This window comes from Capnocytophaga leadbetteri, assembly GCF_003054025.1.
In the GTDB taxonomy this organism is placed as follows: Bacteria; Bacteroidota; Bacteroidia; order Flavobacteriales; family Flavobacteriaceae; genus Capnocytophaga; species Capnocytophaga leadbetteri.
In genome coordinates this window covers 204167-227552 of record NZ_QBKG01000002.1, presented here as the reverse complement: position 1 = coordinate 227552, position 23386 = coordinate 204167, and the positions used below count along the sequence as shown (strand labels likewise).

19 protein-coding genes are annotated in these 23386 nt (G+C 39.9%); 6 read left to right on the top strand and 13 right to left on the bottom strand.

Annotated elements, in window-relative coordinates; genetic code table 11:
- Positions 1-392: 392 nt before the first annotated feature.
- The 7 genes from C8P65_RS04010 to C8P65_RS03980 form a co-directional block, all read right to left on the bottom strand.
- Positions 393-998: a hypothetical protein gene (locus tag C8P65_RS04010; RefSeq protein WP_107781514.1), complete on the bottom strand. Its 606-nt coding sequence runs from the start codon at positions 996-998 to the stop codon at positions 393-395.
- Between the two features lie 141 nt (positions 999-1139).
- Positions 1140-1508 carry an ApeI family dehydratase gene (locus tag C8P65_RS04005; protein WP_107781512.1) on the bottom strand — a complete coding sequence of 123 codons (369 nt, stop codon included), beginning with the start codon at positions 1506-1508 and terminating at the stop codon, positions 1140-1142.
- A gap of 23 nt (positions 1509-1531) precedes the next feature.
- Entirely contained in the window at positions 1532-2128 is a 597-nt protein-coding gene (lolB2, locus tag C8P65_RS04000) for a flexirubin biosynthesis protein LolB2 (protein WP_107781510.1), read from the bottom strand.
- On the bottom strand, positions 2106-2720 hold the full coding sequence (gene lolA2 / locus C8P65_RS03995) for a flexirubin biosynthesis/transport protein LolA2 (protein ID WP_107781508.1): 615 nt from the start codon (positions 2718-2720) through the stop codon (positions 2106-2108). The genes lolB2 and lolA2 overlap by 23 nt, the downstream gene beginning before the upstream one ends.
- Positions 2720-3391, bottom strand: a complete 672-nt coding sequence (locus C8P65_RS03990; protein WP_425430558.1) for a polysaccharide deacetylase family protein — start codon at positions 3389-3391, stop codon at positions 2720-2722. Before C8P65_RS03990 ends, lolA2 begins: the two co-directional genes overlap by 1 nt.
- A gap of 216 nt (positions 3392-3607) precedes the next feature.
- On the bottom strand, positions 3608-8410 hold the full coding sequence (locus tag C8P65_RS03985) for a T9SS type B sorting domain-containing protein (protein WP_146162912.1): 4803 nt from the start codon (positions 8408-8410) through the stop codon (positions 3608-3610).
- Between the two features lie 284 nt (positions 8411-8694).
- Entirely contained in the window at positions 8695-9282 is a 588-nt protein-coding gene (locus tag C8P65_RS03980) for a porin family protein (protein WP_107781503.1), read from the bottom strand.
- Between the two features lie 142 nt (positions 9283-9424).
- Between C8P65_RS03980 and upp the strand changes: the two genes are divergently transcribed.
- Positions 9425-10075, top strand: a complete 651-nt coding sequence (gene upp, locus C8P65_RS03975; RefSeq protein WP_009391347.1) for a uracil phosphoribosyltransferase — start codon at positions 9425-9427, stop codon at positions 10073-10075.
- Here upp and C8P65_RS03970 read toward each other — a convergent pair.
- The 6 genes from C8P65_RS03970 to C8P65_RS03945 form a co-directional block, all read right to left on the bottom strand.
- Positions 10052-10984 carry a DUF6427 family protein gene (locus C8P65_RS03970; RefSeq protein ID WP_107781501.1) on the bottom strand — a complete coding sequence of 311 codons (933 nt, stop codon included), beginning with the start codon at positions 10982-10984 and terminating at the stop codon, positions 10052-10054. The genes upp and C8P65_RS03970 overlap by 24 nt on opposite strands.
- Positions 10984-11466, bottom strand: a complete 483-nt coding sequence (locus C8P65_RS03965) for a hypothetical protein (protein WP_107781500.1) — start codon at positions 11464-11466, stop codon at positions 10984-10986. The genes C8P65_RS03970 and C8P65_RS03965 overlap by 1 nt, the downstream gene beginning before the upstream one ends.
- Positions 11467-11469: 3 nt before the next feature.
- Entirely contained in the window at positions 11470-12081 is a 612-nt protein-coding gene (locus C8P65_RS03960; RefSeq protein ID WP_107781498.1) for a porin family protein, read from the bottom strand.
- Positions 12082-12125: 44 nt separating this feature from the next.
- A complete protein-coding gene (locus tag C8P65_RS03955; protein ID WP_009391339.1) occupies positions 12126-12356 on the bottom strand; it encodes a ferredoxin in 231 nt (76 codons plus the stop codon).
- A 137-nt stretch (positions 12357-12493) separates the two neighbouring features.
- A complete protein-coding gene (locus C8P65_RS03950; protein ID WP_107781496.1) occupies positions 12494-13735 on the bottom strand; it encodes a peptidase U32 family protein in 1242 nt (413 codons plus the stop codon).
- A gap of 33 nt (positions 13736-13768) precedes the next feature.
- Positions 13769-15118, bottom strand: a complete 1350-nt coding sequence (locus C8P65_RS03945; RefSeq protein ID WP_245887311.1) for an exo-beta-N-acetylmuramidase NamZ family protein — start codon at positions 15116-15118, stop codon at positions 13769-13771.
- Here C8P65_RS03945 and C8P65_RS03940 point away from each other — a divergent pair.
- The 5 genes from C8P65_RS03940 to dnaK all read left to right on the top strand — a co-directional run bounded on the left by C8P65_RS03940 (position 15075) and on the right by dnaK (position 23258).
- On the top strand, positions 15075-16232 hold the full coding sequence (locus tag C8P65_RS03940) for an ABC transporter permease (RefSeq protein ID WP_107781494.1): 1158 nt from the start codon (positions 15075-15077) through the stop codon (positions 16230-16232). The two genes, C8P65_RS03945 and C8P65_RS03940, sit on opposite strands and share 44 nt — an antisense overlap.
- Before the next feature lie 34 nt (positions 16233-16266).
- Entirely contained in the window at positions 16267-16806 is a 540-nt protein-coding gene (locus C8P65_RS03935; protein ID WP_107781536.1) for a hypothetical protein, read from the top strand.
- 233 nt (positions 16807-17039) lie between these two features.
- Positions 17040-18290, top strand: coding sequence for a methionine adenosyltransferase (gene metK, locus C8P65_RS03930; protein ID WP_107781492.1), 1251 nt, complete (start codon positions 17040-17042; stop codon positions 18288-18290).
- A gap of 294 nt (positions 18291-18584) precedes the next feature.
- Positions 18585-21170, top strand: a complete 2586-nt coding sequence (clpB, locus tag C8P65_RS03925) for an ATP-dependent chaperone ClpB (RefSeq protein WP_107781534.1) — start codon at positions 18585-18587, stop codon at positions 21168-21170.
- A 189-nt stretch (positions 21171-21359) separates the two neighbouring features.
- The gene (gene dnaK, locus C8P65_RS03920) at positions 21360-23258 is read left to right on the top strand and encodes a molecular chaperone DnaK (protein ID WP_095913089.1); all 1899 of its coding nucleotides are present in this window, start codon (positions 21360-21362) and stop codon (positions 23256-23258) included.
- Positions 23259-23386: the final 128 nt, after the last annotated feature.

The window sequence follows — 23386 nt, the reverse complement described above, 5'->3', positions numbered from 1 at the left end:
AAGTTATTGACTTCAGGTTTCACTCGATTCTTTAAATCTTATTTTGTGCTGTACAACATTATGTCAATGTACGTGTTGTTTCTTCTTGCAAGAGCCTTATCGTCTCATTTGCGGGTGCAAAGGTACGGCGTTTTTTTAATTCTGCAAATTTTTTGACAACTTTTTTTGAAGTTTTTTTGAGGGAAATTGTTAAGTGGTTGGAAATCAGTGGTTAGGGAAGTGAAGTTTTTTGGGAGGAATGGGAGGATTGAGAAGGCTGGGAGGGCTGGGATGCGAGACGCATAGGCGATTGTGGGACAGGTGGGACAGGTGGGACGGGAGGGACGAGTGGGAACAAAAAAAGCTGCTTTTAGTAAGGCAGCTTAATTCTTTATTATATACTAATTATTTAATTATTCATCATCTCCATCAAAGTAGTCTAAAAACTCTTTGATAAGTTTGGTAGGGTTGGCTTTTTTCGTCCAAAGGATAGGAGTTTCTTCAAATTCCTGTTGGTGAATAATAATAGGTATATTACGTGTGAAAACCTTCTCTATTTCTCCTTCATCTATAAGACGTTTGGCAAGTGCTATCACCTCTTTGATAAATTCTTTAGTGAATCTATCGCCTTTTTTGAGAATCTTTTCATATAACTCTTCGTCTTCCTCGATAGCACGGTCGTTTTCTTCGTCAGAATAAAAATAAGGTGTTTTAGCAAACCACTGTTTGAGTTGTTTATCTTTCTTACCTCCTATAGTTTCAATTTCAGTTTGTAACCAATAGTCATAATTCCACTTTGCATCTTCTTTTGATGCAGCATTATAGCTTTCTTCTTTTACATTTGAAAGGGTATTATAGCTCAGTGTAACCTTAGGAAATCGCAAGTCTTCATCATCACAAGTATAGCAGAGAGACAAAACGTATACATCTTTTCTATCTTCTTCATTTACAATTTCTTGAATTGCATTTTTCAGCTTCTCATAACTCTTCTCAGTAAAATTCTTTCTTTCCTTTTCCACTATTAATTTGTTATTTTAGTTATATTTTGGGACTGTGTTTTTCTAAAAATTGCCCGCAAAAGTAATTCTTTTATTTTAGATAGTGAAACTTTTTAAGCTATTTTTTTTCACTAAAGATAATGTGATAAGGAAACGAACTATTTATGACTGTATTCTATAGCTATTCGTAAGTTTTAGGGCTATAATGTTTTCGTATGAGGTATCGCTTTTTACTAACACTTGTCCGTCTTGGGTTTGCAAACTGAGTGAAAGTTGCAAGAAAGGATGAAGCTCTGGGTTGATGAGCGCCGTAAATTTTACATTGAGCATCTGGGTAAGCTGCAGTTGGTGACCTGTGATTTGCTCGGTGAGGTTTTTGACGATTTGCATCATACACACCCCTGGTGTAACGGGATTATTAGGAAAATGACCTTTGAATATAGGGTGCTCAGCATTGAGGGTTAGCGTACAAAGATAAGTGTTAGCTGCTATTTGTTGTAAGGTATTGAGGGTATAAAAATCTTTTAACATCTTTAACAATTGAAAGTTGGCAATTAATAATTATGAATGGGTTCTAAAACTATTTGAATCTTAAGGGTGTGGTGCTCTATAGTTATATTATCAGGGGTATAGGTAAAGGTTGTGTATAAGTTTTTGGCTTTCATATTAAGCTGCTTAGAAAGGTTAGTGCCTGAAGTAAACAGATAAACTATATCACTTCCAACGCTACACTGTTGTACCTCTGTAGTGCCATCAACATATTTTTGAATGACAACAAAATGAGTTTGCAGTAATTTCTGAAAATCGGCTGTAAGTGTATTGATTATAACTTTGCGATTGAGGTCAGGAAGGGCATAATTGACCTCTACCCTACCCTCTTTCTTTTCGAAATCAAAAAGAGTATTGCCAAAATCGGTAGTGAGAGCCACTCGCCAAGCGTTATCAGCAGTGATTTTAGCTGCTAAAAGTCCGCTAAAAGTATGTCCATATGCCGTTATAGTAGCACGATAGAGGTATTGTTCGCCTACTGAAAAATGCGGATTCTTGACCGTTTCTGTAGTTTTTGGTGCTAACTGGTATTGTGAGGGGAGTTGATAAGGCGTAGAACAGCCTACAAGTAACAGCAGACTATATTTTAAAATTCGCTTCATCAATAGAGGTATTTAGTTTTTTGTTAGTAAAAATAATTTCGGTATAATCGGCAGTAGGTTCGATGAGTTTCACGCGGTCTACTAAATATTGGGCATCAAAATAAAGGTTAATCTCGCGTATATACTTCAGCAGGGTTTTATCTTTAGGCAACAACTTCACAAGAGTATGCTTGCCTGATTGCGAAAGACTGATAGTAAACTCTTTCTCGTCAAACATATCACCGGTAACTGAGCTGATAATAAGATGATTAATTTTCTTAAAAACTTTGTTATCAGCTTTTATTTGTGATACTTTACCAGCATCATTCACCGTAATATTATCTTTCTGAAAGATAATACGATATTGGTAGGGCTTAGTGTATTGCCAATTGAGTTGTGAAGGTTTAGCAAAAGCCATTTTGCCAAAGGTCTCGATATCTTTGCTCATAAAATCGAGGTGTTTCTTCTGCTGGAAATCTGCTTGCATTGTTTGTAACGTACGAGTTTTAGCGATAAGCTGTGCTTTGAACTGGGCAGATTGTTCGGCAGTAAGGGGCTGGGCTATAAGGAAAAAAGGAGCGCAGAGGCTCAATAATAAGAAAAGAGTTTTCATCAGAAATCTGTAGTTATTGTATAATTGTTATCTTTGAGATATTGCAATAAGCGTTCCAAAACGTGCAGACTGCGCTCGAATTTATCGTGCATCAGTATAATATTGCCGGCACTGAGCTTGCGGGTGATACGCCTAAAAAGCCGGTCTTCATCAGTAATGACCGTATCTAACGAACGGATATCCCAGCCGATAGTTTTTTTATGAGTAGCGCGAATGGCACGAGCTAAAGGAGGATTGGTGATACCATAAGGCGGGCGAAAAAGAGGAGTGTGTATACCTAACTCTGCTAGGACAGCATCAGTGCGTTTAATCTCGTCTATAAGTCGTTGGGTATGCAGTAGGTTTCGCGGTTGGTGACTAAACGTATGATTCGCCACAAGATGTCCTTCGGTTTTCATATGATGCACCACTTCGGGGTATTTTTGTATTTGTTCGCCTACGCAAAAGAAAACGGCTTTGGTATTGTATTTCTTCAGTAAGTCTAAGAATTGAGGCGTAAGTGCTGAAGGACCATCATCGAAAGTGAGAACAACCGTTTTAGAAGGTCGCCCCTTTAGGCAGTATTTAGTAGGAATAAAGTAGGAAAGACGGATATCGAACACTCCCCACGAGAGCAAGCCCAAATATAAGAGGAGTCCCACACCATATATATAGATAGGAGCTTGCCACAGTACCGCAGCGAGTACTGCAAATACAAAAAAAGCCGTTATATAGAAATGTTTGTTCAAGATGATAAATTTGAATATGGGGCAAAAGTAGTATTTTTTTCTGTTTTTAAGCCTATTATTAGACACTTATTTTTCGCTTTTTCTTCGCTTATCCTTTGGTGTAGATGGCTTGTTCGTATATCTATTGTATAGGGTAAGTGGCTATAGAAAATTTTTCTATTACCTTTTTAAATATAACCAGCCTATCTGGCGTTGTAACTGCCGGTTTTCATCATAATATTCTATTAAATAAAAATAAGTGTCTTGAGGTAAGTGGGCTGTGTTAGACAGAGATACCTCCCCCTCGACAATTCCTTTGAAGACTCTTTGACGATTGTCGTAATGAGATATTGTGAAGACTTTTTCTCCGTTACGGTTATATATAGTCACTTGATTATCAGGATAATTCTCTATTCCTACGATATGGAAATAGTCATTTTTGTCATCACCATTCGCAGACATTGCATTATCTGGCACAACTCTGTGAGTAACTTTGATCGTAACGGTAGCAGTGGTGCAACTTTGAGAGGAGGGCGTACATAGCTCATAGATAAAATAGTCAGTACCTATAAAGCGCACACGGGGACGGTAGAGTATCGTGTTATCTTCTTTGACAAAAGCATCGCCATTTGTTGGAAAAATAACAATCTTTGGGGAGGTAGTATAGGGCGTATCATTATCCAACACGGCGATACGTATGGGGGTATTCATAGGAGTAGTAACACTGTCTGGCACCGCTATAGGCTGATTAGTAGCACTTTGGGTAGTAGAAGAAGTATCCGTTTCTACTGTGGCGGAGACTGTGGGGGTAACAGGAGTTTGTAAAATAGTAATGGTAATAGTCGCGGTTTGACAAATAGGTTTTGGGTTCTTGTTTTTTGAGTCACAAATACGGTAGTTTAAAGTGTAACGCCCTATAGGGGTTTGAGCTGGAACAATGATGTTGCCGTCCTTAGTGATAACAAAAGAGGTAGGTGTTGATTGCGGTAATAAGCTAAAAATTACTTTTTGGATATCAATAAGTTTTCCGTTTAGGCGGTCGTTAGTGAAGACACTACCGACAGTTGTAGCGGTAATAGTGGTGCTTTCGGTAGTAGTAAGGGTATAGGTATCGTCTGAAAGGGTGATAACTGTTGGAGTGACTATTGTAGGGGTAGTAGTAGTGGTGACGGTGGTGCTTGTTGCTGTGGTTGGGGTAGTAACTGATTGTAGCACTGCAATGGTTACAGTTGCCGTTTGACAAATAGGCTTGTGGTTCTTGTCCTTTAAGGTTTGAGAGTTGTCGCAGATGCGGTAATTTAAGGTGTAACGCCCTGTTGGTGTTTGGGCTGGAACAATGATGTTGCCGTCCTTAGTGATAACAAAAGAGGTAGGAATAGATTGTGGCTGCAAACTAAAAATTACTTTTTGAATATCAATGGGTTTTCCGTTCATACGATCATTACTAAAGACACTACCGACAGTTGTAGCGGTAGTAGTGGTGCTTTCGGTAGTAGTAATAGTATAGGTATCATCTGAAAGGGTAATAACAGTTGGGGTAACTACTGTGGGCGTAGTGGTAGTAGTGACAGTGGTGCTTGTTGTAGTGGTGGGGGTAGTAACTGATTGTAGTATTGCAATGGTTACGGTTGCAGTTTCACAAATTGGCTTTAGATTCTTATCTTTTAAGGTTTGAGAGTTGTCACAAATACGGTAATTTAAGGTGTAACGCCCTATTGAGGTTTGGGGTGGGACAATAATGTTGCCGTCCTTAGTGATAACAAAAGAGGTAGGTGTTGATTGCGGTAATAAGCTAAAGATTACTTTTTGGATATCAATAGGTTTTCCGTTTAGACGGTCGTTAGTAAAGACGCTGCCGACAGTTGTAGCGGTAGTAGTGGTGCTCTCTGTGGTTGTGAGGGTATAGGTGTCGTCTGAGAGGGTAATAACGGTAGGGGTGGCAGTAGTGCTTGTTGTAGTGGTTAGGGTAGTAACTGATTGTAATATTGCAATAGTTACGGTTGCTATTTGACAAACAGACTTTTGACTCTTGTTTTTTAAGGGTTGAGAGTTGTCGCAGATACGATAATTTAAAGTATAGCGTCCTATTGGGGTATGAGAGGGGACAATAATGTTGCCGTCCTTAGTGATGATGAAAGTATTAGGAGTAGATTGCGGTAATAAGCTAAAGATTACCTTTTGGATATCTATTGGTTTTTCATTCATACTATCATTGGTAAAGACACTGCCGACAGTTGTAGCGGTAGTGGTGGTGCTTTCTGTGGTTGTGATAGTATAGGTATCGTCTGAGAGGGTAATAATAGTTGGGGTAACTACGGTCGGGGTAGTAGTAACGGTAACAGTAGTATTTGTAATAGTGGTAGGGGTAGTAACTGATTGTAACACTGCAATAGTCACAGTTGCTGTTTGACAAACGGGCTTGTGATTTTTGCTTTTTAAGGTTTGAGAGTTATCACAAATACAATAATTTAAAGTATAGCGTCCTATTGGTGTTTGAGCAGGAACAATGATATTGCCTGCTTTAGTAATAACAAAATAGGTAGATGCAGATTGCGGTAATAAGCTAAAAATTACTTTTTGGATATCAATAGGTTTTCCGTTCATACTGTCGTTAGTGAAGACGCTGCCGACAGTTGTAACGGTAATAGTGATGCTATGTGTGGTTGTGATAGTATAGGTGTCGTCTGAAAGGGTAATAACAGTTGGAGTGACTACTGTGGGCGTAGTGGTAGTAGTGACAGTGGTGCTTGTTGTAGTGGTTGGAGTAGTCGTGGTGGGGGTAGTAACTGATTGTAATACTGCAATAGTCACAGTAGCTGTTTGACAAACAGGCTTTTGGTTCTTGTCCTTTGAGGGGTGAGAGTTATCACAAATACAATAATTTAAAGTGTAACGCCCTATTGGGGTATGAGGTGGGACAATGATGTTGCCGTCTTTAGTGATCACAAAAGTATTGGGAGTAGATTGCGGTAGTAGGCTAAATATTACTTTTTGAATATCAATAGTTTTTCCGTTTAGGCGATCGTTAGTAAAGACGCTGCCGACAGTTGTAGCGGTAGTAGTAGCATTTTCGGTAGTAGTGAGGGTATAGGTGTCGTCTGAAAGTGTGATAACTGTTGGAGTGACTACTGTTGGGGTAGTAGTAGCTGTAACAGTAGTATTTGTAGCTGTTGTTGGGGTAGTAACTGATTGTAGTATTGTAATGGTTATGGTTGCTGTTTGACAGATTGGTTTTTGAATCTTGTTCTTTGAGGTTTGAGAGTTGTCGCAGATACGGTAGTTTAGGGTGTAGCGACCTTTAGGGGTTGATGCTGGGACAATGATATTGCCGTCCTTAGTGATGATGAAAGTATTAGGAGTAGATTGCGGTAATAAGCTAAAGATTACCTTTTGGATATCTATTGGTTTTTCATTCATACTATCATTGGTAAAGACACTGCCGACAGTTGTAGCGGTAGTAGTAGCGCTCTCTGTGGTTGTGAGGGTATAGGTATCATCTGAAAGTATGATAACTGTCGGAGTGGTTGTGCTTGTAACAGTTGTTGGAGTAGTTGTAGTTGGGGTAGTAACTGATTGTAGTATTGCAATGGTTACGGTTGCTGTTTGACAAATAGGCTTTTGGTTCTTATCTTTTAAGGTTTGAGAGTTGTCACAAATACGGTAATTTAAGGTGTAGCGCCCTATAGGGGTTTGAGCTGGAATAATGATATTGCCGTCTTTAGTAATAACGAAAGAAATAGGAGTTGATTGCGGTAATAAGCTAAAGATTACGTTTCGAATATCAATAGGTTTTCCGTTCATACTGTCGTTAGTGAAGACACTACCGACAGTTGTAGCGGTAGTAGTGGTGCTCTCTGTGGTTGTGATAGTATAGGTATCGTCTGAAAGTGTAATAACGGTAGGGGTAATAGTAGCGGTGACAGTGGTGCTTGTAACAGTTGTTAGAGTAGTTGTAGCTGAGGGTGTTACTGATTGTAGTATTGCAATGGTTATGGTTGCTGTCTGACAAACAGGTTTAAAGTTCTTGTCTTTTGAGTTTTGAGAGTTATCACAAATACGGTAATTTAAGGTGTAGCGCCCTATTGGAGTATGAGGGGGGACAATGATGTTGCCGTCCTTAGTGATGACAAAAGTATTAGGTGCAGATTGCGGTAATAAGCTAAAGATTACTCTTTGGATATCAATAGGTTTTCCGTTTAGGCGGTCGTTAGTGAAGACACTACCGACAGTTGTAGCGGTAGTAGTGGTGCTCTCGCTAGTTGTGAGAGTATAAGTATCATCTGAAAGCGTGATAACAGTAGGCTCCTCTTTCGGATGAAGTAACTTTGTCTCCTCTTTCGTTTCATAAAAACGCAATGTATTATCGCCCCAATAAGTTGCATACTTTATAGGACAATTCGCTTGGCAATTTGCTACTATATAATGCTCATATATTACTATTCTATGTTTCTTTTCGTTAAAAAATGTCCCTTCTACCCTGTACAAAGGAGCTCCTGCATTAGCATAACCTGCAGGCACTACTCCTATAGGAAGTATCTTTTTCCCTTTATATTTTAAATCTATAAGAGACACTTCTTCAGGGTAATCTACTGAAAAATAAATATCTTTAACCCCTCCTATACCCGTATTGCTAAGTACGAAAAAATCATTATGTTCACCATCTTTTTTATCAAACACTATAGTCGAAGGTTGTAAAAGCAAAGATGGTGAGTGCAAGTAATAGCTATTAGAAAGCTTTGTGTCATACAAGCGCTCACCAACTTTTAATTTTACAGTATCTTTGAGTTCTCCTTTAAGAAGCAATGCCCGAGAAGTTACTTCCCTATTAAATTCAAAAGTAATAGTGTTACTCTTGTTAATAGTAACTACAAATGTAGGTTGAGAAAGTAAAGTTCCTGCTTTTTGTATTATTTTAGCCTCTCCTTTTGTTATAACAGCAGTACCTTCAGCGTATTCTACCCCTAAAGGGAGTGTAATTTCCACTTCTACTGTTGTTATACCTTCAGGCACTGACAAACGAACTATTTCCTTTTCTTGAAAATTATCTAATGCAAAATGTAAATTAGTGGAAGTAAGAACATTTTCTATAGTTTGTCCGTCAGCAAATTGAAAAAATATAATGGTTAATACAAATAAAAACCTTATTAATAGAATTCTATATAACTTTTCTATCTTCATCATCCTAATTCTGTTGGTAAATTTTAGGACAAAGATAATGCTTTTTTACAATAACAAAAAGTTTTTTATACTATTTTTTATATTTTTATTTAGAACCGCAACCCTACACCTATTTGAATTTGTTGTAAAGTTGCCTTTTCAGAAAGGGCTTTATTGATATCTGAATACCCCCACGCATACCTACCATACACATACAAAGGATTTAATATTTTCACCTCTAAGCCTGCTACTATAGAGAAGTCCGTGTCTTTAAAAAGCTTCTTACCGTTCTCCCAAGTGCTATCCTCACTATTAGTTAAAAAACTGAACTGAGGCCCTGCGTGTAACGACAGAAATTCATTAGGATTATACTTCAATAATACTGGCACACTCACATAATCCAGCGTTTTGTTCTTATTAAACTTTTCGTCCCACACTTGTTTGTAACTATTACGAATCTCTGTATTGCTTTGGTTAAAGAGCACTTCGCCCTGCAATCCCCATTTGTCAGTAAAGTCAAATTCTAGAAATCCTCCTATTTGATAGCCCAACTTAAAATTATCTTTATAAGCAACCCCTGCTATCTTTCCTAAGTTAGCCCCTGCTTTAGCTCCTATGTGAAACTCTTGAGCATAAGTTGCTGTGGTGAGTAGCATTAATGCAATAATAGCCGATAGTTTAACTAAGTTCTTTTTCATACATTATTATTGTTTTAAATATTTTGTACTGAATAAAGGACAAATAATATGCCAATTTTTCAAAATTACTGATTTACTAATTTGCTAATCAGCAAATTATTTGTACCTTTGGGGCGTAAACAATTAAAATATTAACAAGCCAATGATTATACACCATTTGGGTGAAGAACCCTCAGTACTTAATCGTTTTATCGCAGAACTCCGCGATGTAAATATTCAATCAGACCGTATGCGTTTCCGTAAAAATTTGGAACGAATAGGTGAAGTATTATGCTATGAGATGAGTAAGTTCTTGCATTATCGCAGTGAGATTATCACTACCCCATTAGGCGAGAAGAAAGTACAACTACCTAAAGATGAAATAGTGATATGCTCTATCTTGCGTGCTGGATTAGCACTCCATCAGGGGCTGATGAATTATTTTGACAATGCCGATAATGCTTTTATATCGGCTTATAGAAAACATACCTCTGAGACTGATTTCGACATAATGGTAGAGTATTTAGCATCGCCCTCTTTAGAAGGAAAAGTACTCTTCTTAGCTGACCCTATGTTAGCTACAGGGCGCTCATTTGCTAATGTGTACAATGCTTTAGCTCCTTTAGGAAAGCCTAAAGAAGTACACCTATTTGCTGTGATTGGTGCTCAACAGGGGATAGAATATTTAGAAGACAAATTCCCTGAAAGCACTCATCTCTGGATTGCCACTATCGACCCTAATCTAAATGAATACGGTTATATAGTACCTGGTTTAGGTGATGCTGGCGATTTAGCTTTTGGTGATAAAATGTAAGGTAAGTAGCGCAGCGGGTAGTAAGAGTAGTAGCCATAGCACAGTCTCTTTTAGCCACCATATACGTATTTTCTCCACGTAAAGGGCAAAAATAATAGCTATAGGCGCAAAACAGTAGAGCACTTCTTTAGAAACTATGGCTACTATTATGGCTACCCAAAGAAACTGAATTACTACAAGGGAGCTGATACTATGATAGGTAGTCTTGAAATAATACACTATCAGCGACACTACGAACAAAAGTCCTAAACAGCCTAATGCTACTAAAGTAGGCAAAGGGTATGAAGGAAAAACTAAAAGACGCTCTATATCTGTGTAGAGTTTCTGATAATAGTCACTCAAAAAAGAAGTGTAATCAAAAAGGATAAGCGTTGCTCCTAACAATATACCTACGATGAGAATAGCTAAAAGAGGTATAAACCAATAACGGCGCTTCTGAGCTCCGTAGAAAAGCAATGAAATCCAGATGTTTAATAAGAAAATAAGTGCCCAAGGGTGCAATATCCCAGCACAAACAATAAGTAAGGAGGTATCAAACAATTTCTGTGAGATACCTTCTCCTGTTTTTAGCGTAAGCACCCGCCATAAAGCAGCTATTATAAGGAAGTTAGCCCCTACTAGTTTTACTTCTTGAAAAAGAGATGGAAAAAGCACTACAAAAATACTAAAAAAAGCTATCGAATAACAGTTTTTTGTCTCCGTTAGCTCATTCCACCGGTCTATTTGGTGCAAAAGTAATAAAGAAAACCAAAATAGTACAAAAGTGATAATCAGTGTAGTAGTATGCGGACTATTAAAAGGAGCTATTTGTAAAATTTCATATTGATATAACCCATCACCTATCAACAGAGCCATAAGCACGATGATAAAAGTGATGGGTTTAGTATTTTCAAAACGTTCTGAAAGCATTAGTTACTAATAGTTAAAATATTACCTGCTACTGAAACATTATAATAGAGCATATGATAAGGTGAAGTCACTTTGTCTATCGCAATAGGGCTTCCATTCACAAGATTATACACAGTGCCATCACAAGGACATTGTACAAAAATAAACGAATGGGTATTAGTATCATCACAACGCTCAAAGGTATTCCCTCCTCCTGACTTCGAAGCACAATGCAACCGCTCGCAAGTATTAGCAACGTGATTAGGACAAGCTGCCTCCCAAGCGTAATACGAACTACCGTTATAAGTTACAAAAAAACCTTTAATACCTCCGTAAGGTACAAAAACTGTACTCATCGGTGTTTTTAACGAATTGTACAGAGGTAAGTTCATATTGATAGTGTAGGTAAAGTGAAATTCACCTAAATAAGGGTTTCTAGTGCGTTGTTCTTTTTCGCAACCTAATAAAACACCTAATACGAAAATGAAAATTATTTTTTTCAGAGCTTAAAATATATATCCTACTCCTAATGAGAGGGTTCTATTCTTAAAATTATAATCAGTACTGAAAGGTACGTGATTTAAACTACTATCACTTTCAAATATATTGGTAAGCCCTTGTACCCAGCGCAATTCAAAAAACCAACCCGATTGGGTAGTATAGCCTATACCAGCAGTCAGTGCTCCATCTATCATATCAATAGCATCGTCTTTTACACGGGTTACAGGGTCTGTACCATCAAAATAGAAGTTAGGTTTATCAATGCGATATTCTAATTGAGGCCCTACGTGCAGATTAATACCTTTCCCTACATTAAAGCGTGCCAATACAGGAGCTGATAGATAATCTAATGCTAATTTTGCCTTACCATAAGTACTATTTCTTATATTGGCGCCGCGTCTGTTATAGATGCCTTCTATCTGTAGAGAGAATAATTTAGAGAGAGGAAACTCAAGAGTAAGACCTGCATAATACCCGTGATAAGGATTTACACTACTATCGCTATTCACATTACCGCTTAGGGTAGCGTAATTATACCCTCCTTTGATGCCTATGTATTGTGCTTTTGCACTCCACAGTCCTAATAAACATACTGCTAATAATATTATTTTCTTCATTGGTTATATATTTTCGTTGATATTTGACTTATTATAAAAAAAACTCAAAGTTTCTTTGTAGTTATAATCTTCACAGGACAGGCTTTTTGGGCTTTCTCACAATCTTCATAAATACTATCATCATAACTCTTCAGTGTAAAGAACCCTTTCTTATCAGTAGAACGCAGTAGCACGCTCTTACCATCTTTCTTAGACATCTGAAACTGCTCAGGAGCCGCCTCCACACAGTAGTTGCAGCCTATACACTTCTCACGTTGTAAAGTTACTATTACCATTTATTAGTCGTTAGCCTTTAGTCGTTAGTCTCTAGTCGTTAGTACGTTAGTCTCTAGTCGTTAGCCTTTAGCATATTAGTTTTTAATCTCTAATCTTCAAGTCGCTTTCTAACGACTAACGACTAATTTACTAACGACTAATTCTTCACTATTTTATACAATTTATCTGATAAGCGTACTCTAAAATCAGTTTTGATGGTGCACGAATCTCCTTTTTTAGCGCGTTCGGCAGGGACGTCATTTACCATCATACTTGTTAGTTCAAGCTCTTGCACTCCTGTAGAAGGCCCTGTGATAAGCAGCTTGTCGCCTATCTTTATATCAAAAGCCTCAATAGCAAACTCAGCTATACCTGTTTTAGGAAAATAGTGCTTACCTTGGCCTATATACACTTTCTTTTGGGTAGCATTAGAGCCTGGGTTCTCGCTCCATTCGCCGAGTTTTTGTCCTAAATAATAACCACCCCAGAACCCGCGATTATACACTGTCTTAAGGGCTTCTATCCACCCCTCAAATTTATCTTTGCTATAAGTACCTGCGTAATAAGCATCTATCGCCTCACGATAGGTACGGATAACGGTAGCCACATACTCAGGCGCGCGCCCACGACCTTCTATTTTTAGCACCTTCGCCCCCGTATCGATTACTTGGTCAAGGAAGTCTATAGTGCAAAGGTCTTTAGGCGACATCATATACTCATTATCCAATTCTATCTCAAAACCGCTCTCTTGGTCAATTACGGTGTATTTCTTCCGACAGTTTTGCTTACAAGCCCCTCTATTAGCTGATGAGTTATGCGAGTGCAAACTTAGGTAACACTTGCCCGACACTGCCATACAGAGGGCTCCGTGTCCAAATATTTCTACTTCTACCAAATTGCCCGAAGGCCCCTTTATTTGCTCCTTTTCTATCTGCTCGCATATCTTTTTGATTTGTCGCAAACTCAGCTCGCGGCTCATCACCATCGTATCAGCAAACATCGCGTAGAAGCGTACGGTTTCTATATTAGTAATATTTATCTGGGTAGAAATATGCACCTCCATCCCTATCTGCCTTGCATAGGCAATTACAGCCTGATCCATAGCGATTACTGCTGTAAGCCCAGCTTTTTTAGCAGCATCGAGCAGCGTTTTGATGATAGAAAGGTCGTGATCGTAAATAATAGTATTGAGGGTGAGGTAAGTGCGAATACCCTTAGGGGCACAACGGCGTGCTATCTCATCAAGGTCAGCAATAGTAAAGTTGATGCTCGCCCTTGCCCTCATATTCAGCTGGTCTACCCCAAAATATACTGAGTCAGCACCGTTGTCTATCGCCGCTTGTAGCGACTCAAAGTTACCCGCAGGTGCCATTAGTTCAATTTTTCCTGTATTTGTCATTTTATAGTGAGTGAGGGTGCAAAGATACAACTTTTATTTATATAATAGGTATTTCTTTCTTATTTCTTTGAATTTATCGAGGTCTTTCTGCCAGCTTTGGCGTATTTCGGCCTCAGTTTTCCCCTCAGTGATTTGTTTCTTCAGTAGGTCGTTGCCAGCTATTTTGTTGAAAGAAGCAGTAAAAAAAGATGTTTTAACGCCTTTCCCTTGCTCAAATGCTTTTTTTAGCCACGTCAAATTCAGTTGTGATAAGGGGGCTGTCTTGCTCAGGTCTTCACCGTAACATACTTTGCCATTAAACTTCGGACTTTTATCGCCGGCATTGGGCTTAGGCGTAAAGTGAAACGCGGTCTTATCAAAGTAAGGAGCTCCGTATATTTGAAACTGCTTATTAGTGCCTCGCCCCATACTAACATTCGTCCCCTCGAAAAAACACAAACTGGGGTACAAATTAACTGAAGCCTCATTAGGCAAATTAGGCGATGGCTTCACCGGCAAACTATAAGCCGTTTGGTGGGTGTAATTAGCAAGCGATATAACTTTTAAGTCGGTTGTAACTGACTTGGCAAGCCATTTTTCGCCATTAATCATCTGCGCATACTCGCCTATGGTCATTCCATAGACTACTGGCACAGGGTGCATACCGATAAAGCTTTTGAAAGCGGGCTGCAACACAGGCCCATCAATGTAGTGTCCATTAGGGTTAGGGCGGTCTAAAACAATAAGCGGAATATGCGCCTCAGCACAAGCCTCCATCACATAATGCAAGGTAGAGATATAAGTATAAAAACGGGCTCCTACATCTTGCAGGTCAAAGAGCATCAGCTCAATACCTTTTAGCTGCTCGGCAGTAGGCTTCTTATTTTTGCCGTATAGCGATACTATTGGCAGCCCTGTGTGGGTATCTTTACCATCTTTTACCACTTCGCCAGCATCGGCTTCTCCTCTAAAACCGTGCTCAGGAGCAAATACTTTAGTTAGCTTTATTTTCTTTTTTAGCAGCGTATCAACCAAATGTACATACTTGCCTTTTTCGGTCTTTACGATGCCGGTTTGGTTAGTGACAACCCCTATATTTTTATCCTGCAAATCTTTAATATACAGATACATACGGTTAGCCCCCACCACTACTTCCTTACTGTGTTTCTCTGCTTTTTTCTCAATAGTAGTAGCCGACTGCTGCCCATTATTTTTGCACGAAATGAGCGTACATAAGAAAAAAAGTGTAATTTTGGCACTTCTAAAATTGATTATCGAATTGAATGTTGAATTTTTCATAGCGAAAAGAGTTATTTTCTCAAAAGGCGACAAAAGTACAATATCTTCACCAATTATCAAAATGGCAGTAGCTGCAATTGCCGTTGGAATGGTGATGATGCTCATCGCTATTGCCACTGGTATCGGTTTGCAGCGCAAGATTCGGGAGAAGTTAGTAGTCTTTCACGGGCATATACAAATTTTTAATTATGACAATAATGCCTCTGAAGTTTCTATCAAACCTATCTCTATCAACCAAGATTTTTATCCTAACTTTAAAAGCGTACCACAGGTTACCCACATTCAGGCGGTAGCTACTAAAGGGGGCATTATCCGTACCCCCGATACCTACGAGTCTATCCTTGCTAAAGGGGTAGGAAAAGACTACGATTGGTCGCTGATGCGCGACTTTATCACCCAAGGGCGTGTACCTAAGGTTGATGGTGCAGAGGTTACCGATGAGATACTGATGTCTACCTATTTAGCCAATCGTCTGCACCTAAAATTAGGCGACCGCTGTCAGGCTATTTTCCTAAAAGACGAGGCAGCACAAGCCCCTAACCAACGTAGCTTCAAAATAGTAGGCTTGTACAACAGTGGTTTCCAAGAGTTTGATGCGTCTTATATCTTCACCGACCTGCGTCAAATACAGAAAATAAACAAATGGCAAGCTGACGAAATCGGCAGTTTCGAACTCTTCATCAGTGATTTTAACCAAATAGAAAATATAGGTAAACAAGTCTATGCCCATACCAATTACCACCTCGATTCGCAGACCATTATTCAGAAATTCCCTTTTATTTTTGAATGGTTAGGAATGTTCGACTTCAATATCTACCTCATTATCGGCATTATGATTATCGTGGGGGGCTTCAATATGATAACGGCTATATTAGTACTTATCTTAGAGAAAACCCCTATGATTGGCACCCTCAAAAGTATGGGGGCTTCTGATAAAAGTATTCGCAAAATATTCCTCTATAACGCTGCCTATATCATTGGATTAGGACTGCTATGGGGCAATGTACTGGGCTTTGCACTGCTCTATCTACAGCAGCGTTACAGCCTTGTAAAATTAGACCCTGCCACCTACTACGTAAGCGAAGTACCTATAGCCTTTACCCCTATGTGGATTGTATGTTTAAACATTGGGGTGCTACTGCTCTGCCTGCTGATGTTGTTAATACCTACTTATATTATCACCAAAATTTCACCTACCAAATCAATGAAGTTTGCTTAAAAATAACTTTTTAGTAACAAATAAATATATCAATATGAAAAAACTTTTTCTTAGCCTTGCTTTTTTAACGCTGACCTCTTTGGCTATGGCGCAGAGTACTAACATCTTGTCGCCTGCTTACCAAAGTAGTGCTAACTCACCTATAACCTATGGCGGTAATGTAGGTATCAACTTTACCACTTACGGTTTGAGTTTAGATTTATCACCCCGTATAGGTTATAAAATCACGAATGATCTAGAGCTCGCCCTCAATGTAAACGGCTCTCTACAACACACTGAGTACTACCGCAGCCTCTCTCTGGGGGTAGGCCCTTCATTAGCCTATTATATCGGAAGAGCAGCCTATCTGAGTAGTTCTTTTCAACACTATTTTGTATCGCTCAAGAACAAAAGCACTAGTTACACCCATAACACCGAAGAAGACGCCCTTTACCTCGGCGGAGGTTATATGCAGCAATTGAGCAATAATACCTATTTGCAAATAGGTGCAAGCTATAACGTATTGTACAAAAAAGATAAAAGTATTTTCAGTTCGGGCTTAGTACCTCACGTAGGTATCGTTATCGGACTGTAATCGAGCAACTACTTTTTTTCTGAATAATGATAATTTGCTAATTATATACTTGCTAATTAGCAAATTATCATTATCTTTGCCCCGAAAATAATAACAAGAGGACAAATTTGTACTGATTGCAACCTCTTGGGGTACTCCCCAAAAAATGCTAAAACAGTAATCTTTTATTACTTCTTTTTTAGTAGTACCCCATTGATTAAGTGCTAATTATCCTCTACAAATCACATATAACAATGGGATATCTTTTTACCTCTGAGTCCGTTTCTGAAGGACACCCTGACAAAATCGCTGACCAAATTAGCGATGCTCTTATCGACAACTTCCTCGCTTTCGACCCCCACTCTAAGGTGGCTTGCGAAACCCTCGTAACCACTGGACAGGTAATTCTTGCTGGCGAAGTAAAATCAAACACTTACATTGATGTGCAGCAAATAGCGCGCAACGTTATCAAACAAATAGGCTATACCAAAAGCGAATATATGTTTGAAGCGAACTCTTGCGGGGTGCTATCAGCTATACACGAGCAGTCGCCTGACATCAACCAAGGCGTTGAGCGCGGCAAGCCTGAAGAACAAGGGGCTGGCGACCAAGGTATGATGTTTGGCTATGCGGTAAACGAAACCGACAACTATATGCCGCTTGCTTTAGACCTATCGCACGCCTTGCTAAGAGAGTTAGCCGAAATACGCCGCGAAAACCGCGAAATAACCTACTTACGCCCTGATGCTAAAAGCCAAGTAACCTTAGAATACAGCGATGATAACAAGCCTGTGCGCGTAAATACCATAGTAATTTCAACCCAGCACGACGACTTTGATACAGAAAGCAAAATGCTTAAGAAAATCAAAGAGGATATAGTAAATATACTTATCCCTCGTGTGATTAAGAAATACCCTCAGTATGCGCCTTACTTCGACGAAAACATCATCTACCATATCAACCCTACAGGTATTTTCGTTATCGGAGGCCCTCACGGCGACACCGGACTAACAGGACGCAAAATAATAGTCGATACCTACGGAGGTAAAGGTGCTCACGGAGGGGGTGCTTTCTCAGGCAAAGACCCTAGCAAGGTAGACCGTAGTGCTGCCTACGCTATGCGCCACATCGCCAAAAACTTAGTAGCAGCTGGCGTTGCTGATGAAATATTGGTGCAAGTCAGCTATGCCATAGGGGTAGCTGAACCTACCGGTGTGTACGTAAATACCTACGGCACAGCCAAAGTAAAGCTAACCGATGGCGAAATAGCTAAGAAGATACAAGAAATCTTCCCGCTACGCCCTTACGATATAGAACAACGCCTGAAACTGCGCAACCCTATCTATAGCGAAACCGCTTCGTACGGACATATGGGTCGCACCCCTAAGGTAGTAACTAAAGTGTTTTCATCACCTTACCACAGAACTAAGAAGATAGAGGTAGAACTCTTCACTTGGGAAAAGTTAGATTATGTAGATAAAGTGAAAGAAAAATTCTTCAACTAATTATCAATTGTCAATTAAAAAAAGACTGTCTGAAAACTTTTCAGACAGTCTTTTTTTCTTTTATCCCTTCCCTTTAGCTCAGATACAGGAACGATATAAGAACAATACAGAAACACCGAACAACCCACAAAGTAGAAACAACTAACTAACAGCCAAAAAACAGAAAAACTATCTACAAAAATCATAAAACTGTCATTTTGTCACCAAAAACTGTCATTTTGTCAGTTATTAAGCATTGGCACAACTATTGCCTTACCCTATGCGAGATTGTTGAACCCTAAAAAAGAATTTAATATGAACTTCAATACATTTACTATCAAAGCGCAAGAAGCGGTACAAACCGCTCAGCAAATTGCCCAACAATACGGGCATCAGGAATTGCAATGCGAACACTTCTTTAAAGCTATCGAGCAAGTAGACGAAAACGTGTTGCCTTTCCTCTTTAAAAAACTGAACATCAACCGCGAACAGCTCAGCAAAAACTTAGAAGCTGCCTTACAGTCTTTTCCAAAAGTAACGGGGGGTAGTATGGGCATCTCTCGCGAAGCCAATACTATGCTCAACGAAGCGGCTAACATCGCAAAAAAATGGAACGACGAATACGTATCGTTAGAGCACTTGCTTTTAGCTATCTTCAAAAGTAATAGCAAGATAGCACAAGCCCTCAAAGACCAAGGTGTAAGCGAAAAAGAAATGGAGAAAGCCATTCAAGAGCTGCGCAAAGGCGAACGAGTAACTTCCGCATCGGCTGAAGATACTTATAACTCGCTTAACAAATACGCTAAAAACCTCAATCAGCTGGCTGATAGTGGCAAGCTCGACCCTGTGATTGGTCGTGATGAGGAGATACGCCGCGTGCTACAAATCCTTTCGCGTAGAACCAAAAATAACCCTATGCTGGTAGGTGAACCAGGGGTTGGTAAAACTGCTATCGCCGAAGGTTTGGCACACCGTATCGTAAAAGGCGATGTACCCGAAAACCTTAAAGACAAAGTAATTTACTCGCTCGATATGGGTGCCCTTATCGCAGGAGCCAAATATAAAGGTGAGTTTGAAGAGCGACTCAAATCGGTAGTGAAAGAGGTAACCAGCTCTGACGGTAGCATCATCTTGTTTATTGACGAAATCCACACCCTTGTAGGGGCTGGTGGTGGCGAAGGTGCTATGGACGCTGCCAACATCTTAAAACCGGCTTTAGCTCGTGGTGAACTACGTGCTATTGGGGCTACTACCCTCGATGAGTATCAAAAGTACTTCGAAAAAGACAAGGCGCTAGAACGTCGTTTCCAAAAAGTAATGGTAGAAGAACCTGATACCGAAAGTGCTATTTCTATCCTTCGTGGTATCAAAGAAAAATACGAAACTCACCACAAGGTGCGCATCAAAGACGAGGCTATCATTGCAGCGGTAGAGCTTTCTGAACGCTACATCACCAATCGTTTCTTGCCCGACAAGGCCATCGACCTAATGGACGAGGCGGCTGCTAAACTGCGTATGGAAATCAACTCTAAACCTGAAGAGTTAGACGTACTCGACCGCAAGATAATGCAGCTCGAAATAGAGATTGAGGCTATCAAACGCGAAAATGATGAGGCTAAACTCAAAATACTCAACGTAGATTTGGCTAACCTGAAAGAAGAACGCAACGCTATTTATGCTAAATGGCAAGGCGAAAAGGGCGTGATTGATGAGGTACAAGCCACCAAAGAAGCTATTGAGCAGTACAAACTAGAAGCGAGCAGAGCCGAACGCGAAGGCGATTACGGAAAAGTGGCTGAGTTGCGCTACGGCAAAATAAAAGAAGCTGAAGCTAAATTGGCTGCTTTGCAAGAGAACTTAGACAACAAAAGTGAAGCTAATAGCTTAGTAAAAGAAGAGGTTACAGCTGAAGATATAGCTGAGGTAGTAGCTAAATGGACAGGCATACCAGTATCGAAAATGCTACAAGGCGAACGCGAAAAGTTATTAAAACTCGAAAGCGAATTGCACAAACGTGTAGTAGGTCAAGAGGAGGCTATAGAAGCGGTATCAGATGCCATACGCCGTAGCCGTGCAGGCTTGCAAGACCCTCGTCGCCCTATAGGTTCATTCCTTTTCTTAGGTACTACAGGAGTCGGTAAGACGGAACTTGCCAAAGCCTTGGCTGAATACCTCTTTGACGATGAAAACGCAATGACGCGTATCGATATGAGTGAGTACCAAGAGAAACACGCTGTAAGCAGATTGGTAGGCGCGCCTCCAGGATATGTAGGTTACGAAGAAGGTGGTCAGCTAACCGAAGCCGTACGTCGCCGTCCGTATTCTGTCATCTTGTTAGACGAGATTGAAAAAGCACACCCTGACACTTTCAATATTCTTTTGCAGGTGTTAGACGAAGGACGCTTAACCGACAATAAAGGTCGTACTGCCGACTTCAAAAATACCATTATCATTATGACCTCTAATATGGGTAGTCAGCTTATTCAAGAAGCGTTCGACAAGTACGCCAATGACACTGAGCGCGCTATTGAAACCTCTAAAAACGAAGTGCTACAACTGCTCAAACAGACAGTACGTCCTGAGTTTCTGAACCGTATTGACGACATCATAATGTTTACACCGCTCAACGCCAACAATATCCGCAGTATCGTGCGTTTACAACTCGATGCAGTTATCAAAATGGTAGCTAAAGAAGGTATTCTTATAGATGCCACCGACGAAGCGGTAGACTACTTAGCACAAAAAGGCTTTGACCCTCAGTTTGGTGCCCGTCCTGTAAAACGTATCATTCAGAAGGAAGTGCTCAACCGCCTTTCTAAAGAAATACTAAGTGGCAATATCCACAAAGACAGCACCATACTCTTAGACGCTTTCGACGGAAAATTGGTATTTAGAAATTAGTATTTAGTTATTCGTCACTTGTCATTCGTAGTTAGTATCTTGTCGCTTTCTAACGACTAACAACTAATCACTAACGACTAACTACTAAAAAATGACATTTTGTCAGTTTTTAGTGCTTTGGCACAATCATTGACTATCTACTAATGAAATTAAAAATAAATGTTGAACTAAAAACGATAATTAATTAATATGAGCAAGATTATAGGTATAGACTTAGGAACCACCAACTCGTGTGTTTCTGTTATGGAAGGTAATGACCCTGTAGTAATTACTAATGCTGAAGGCAAACGCACTACTCCATCAGTAGTAGCTTTTGTAGACGGAGGCGAAATAAAAGTAGGTGACGCCGCTAAACGTCAGGCAGTTACCAACCCTCACAAGACTGTTTATTCTATCAAACGTTTTATGGGGAACAAATTCTCTGAAATAGGAAAAGAAATAGCACGCGTACCTTACAAAGTAGTGCGCGGTGACAACGATACTCCTCGTGTAGATATTGACGGACGTTTGTACACTCCTCAAGAAATTTCAGCTATGATACTTCAAAAAATGAAGAAGACCGCTGAAGACTTCTTAGGGCAACCAGTAACTAGTGCGGTTATCACCGTACCTGCTTACTTTAATGATGCACAACGTCAGGCTACTAAAGAAGCGGGCGAGATAGCAGGTCTAAAAGTAGAACGTATCATCAACGAACCTACAGCTGCTGCCTTAGCTTACGGTCTTGACAAAAACCACAACGACCACAAGATAGTAGTATTCGACTTTGGTGGTGGTACTCACGACGTGTCTATCTTAGAGCTTGGTGATGGTGTGTTTGAAGTACTTGCTACCGATGGTGATACGCACCTTGGTGGTGATGACGTAGACGAAAAAATCATCAACTGGTTAGCTGAAGAGTTCCAAGCCGAAGAAGGTATCGACCTACGCAAAGACCCAATGGCACTACAACGCCTCAAAGAAGCAGCTGAAAAAGCTAAGATTGAACTTTCATCATCTACTGAAACTGAAATCAACTTGCCTTACATCACCGCTACTGCTTCAGGTCCTAAACACTTGGTGCGCAAACTCTCTCGTGCTAAGTTCGAGCAACTGATAGACGACTTAGTAAAACGCACTATCGAGCCTTGTAGAAAAGCACTACAAAACGCAGGTTTAAGCGTAGGTGATATAGACGAGGTTATCTTAGTAGGGGGTTCTACTCGTATCCCTGCTGTACAAGAAGCGGTAGAGAAATTCTTTAATAAGAAACCTAATAAGAGTGTAAACCCTGACGAGGTAGTAGCTATAGGGGCTGCTATACAAGGGGGGGTACTTACCGGTGATGTGAAAGATGTATTGCTCTTAGACGTTACCCCTCTATCATTGGGTATCGAAACTATGGGCGGTGTGATGACTAAACTCATCGATGCTAACACCACTATCCCTACTAAAAAGTCGCAAGTATTCTCAACTGCTGCCGACAATCAGCCAAGTGTGGAAATACACGTACTACAAGGAGAGCGCCCTATGGCTAACGACAACAAAACGATAGGTCGTTTCCACTTAGACAACATTCCTCCTGCTCCACGTGGGGTACCACAAATTGAGGTAACTTTCGATATCGATGCTAACGGTATTATCAACGTATCAGCTACCGACAAGGGTACTGGCAAATCGCACAACATACGTATAGAAGCCTCATCAGGACTTTCTAAAGAAGACATCGAAAAGATGAAACGCGAAGCTGAAGCTAATGCCGAAGCCGATAAGAAAGCTAAAGAGAAAGCTGATAAGCTAAACGAAGCTGACGCGATGATTTTCCAAACTGAAAAACAATTGAAAGAGTTTGGCGATAAGCTACCTGCAGACAAGAAAGGGGCTATAGAAGGCGCGCTAAGTGAGTTAAAAACAGCTTATGACAGCAAAGACCTTGGCAACATAGAAGCAGCGTTAAACAAAATCAATACTGTTTGGCAACAAGCTTCAGAAGACCTCTACAAAGCACAACAAGGCGGTGCTACCGGACAACCTAACGCTGGCGGACAACAACAGCAAGGCGGTAACACCGACAACGTCCAAGACGTAGATTTTGAAGAAGTAAAATAGTCCGTAGCACGGATAGGCAAATAATAAAAAGCACCCTCAGTAATGGGGTGCTTTTGTATATTTATAAGTTTGTATGTTTGAAAAAAGATTGTTACCTTTGCACGCTATAATTCTGTAGAAATAAATTA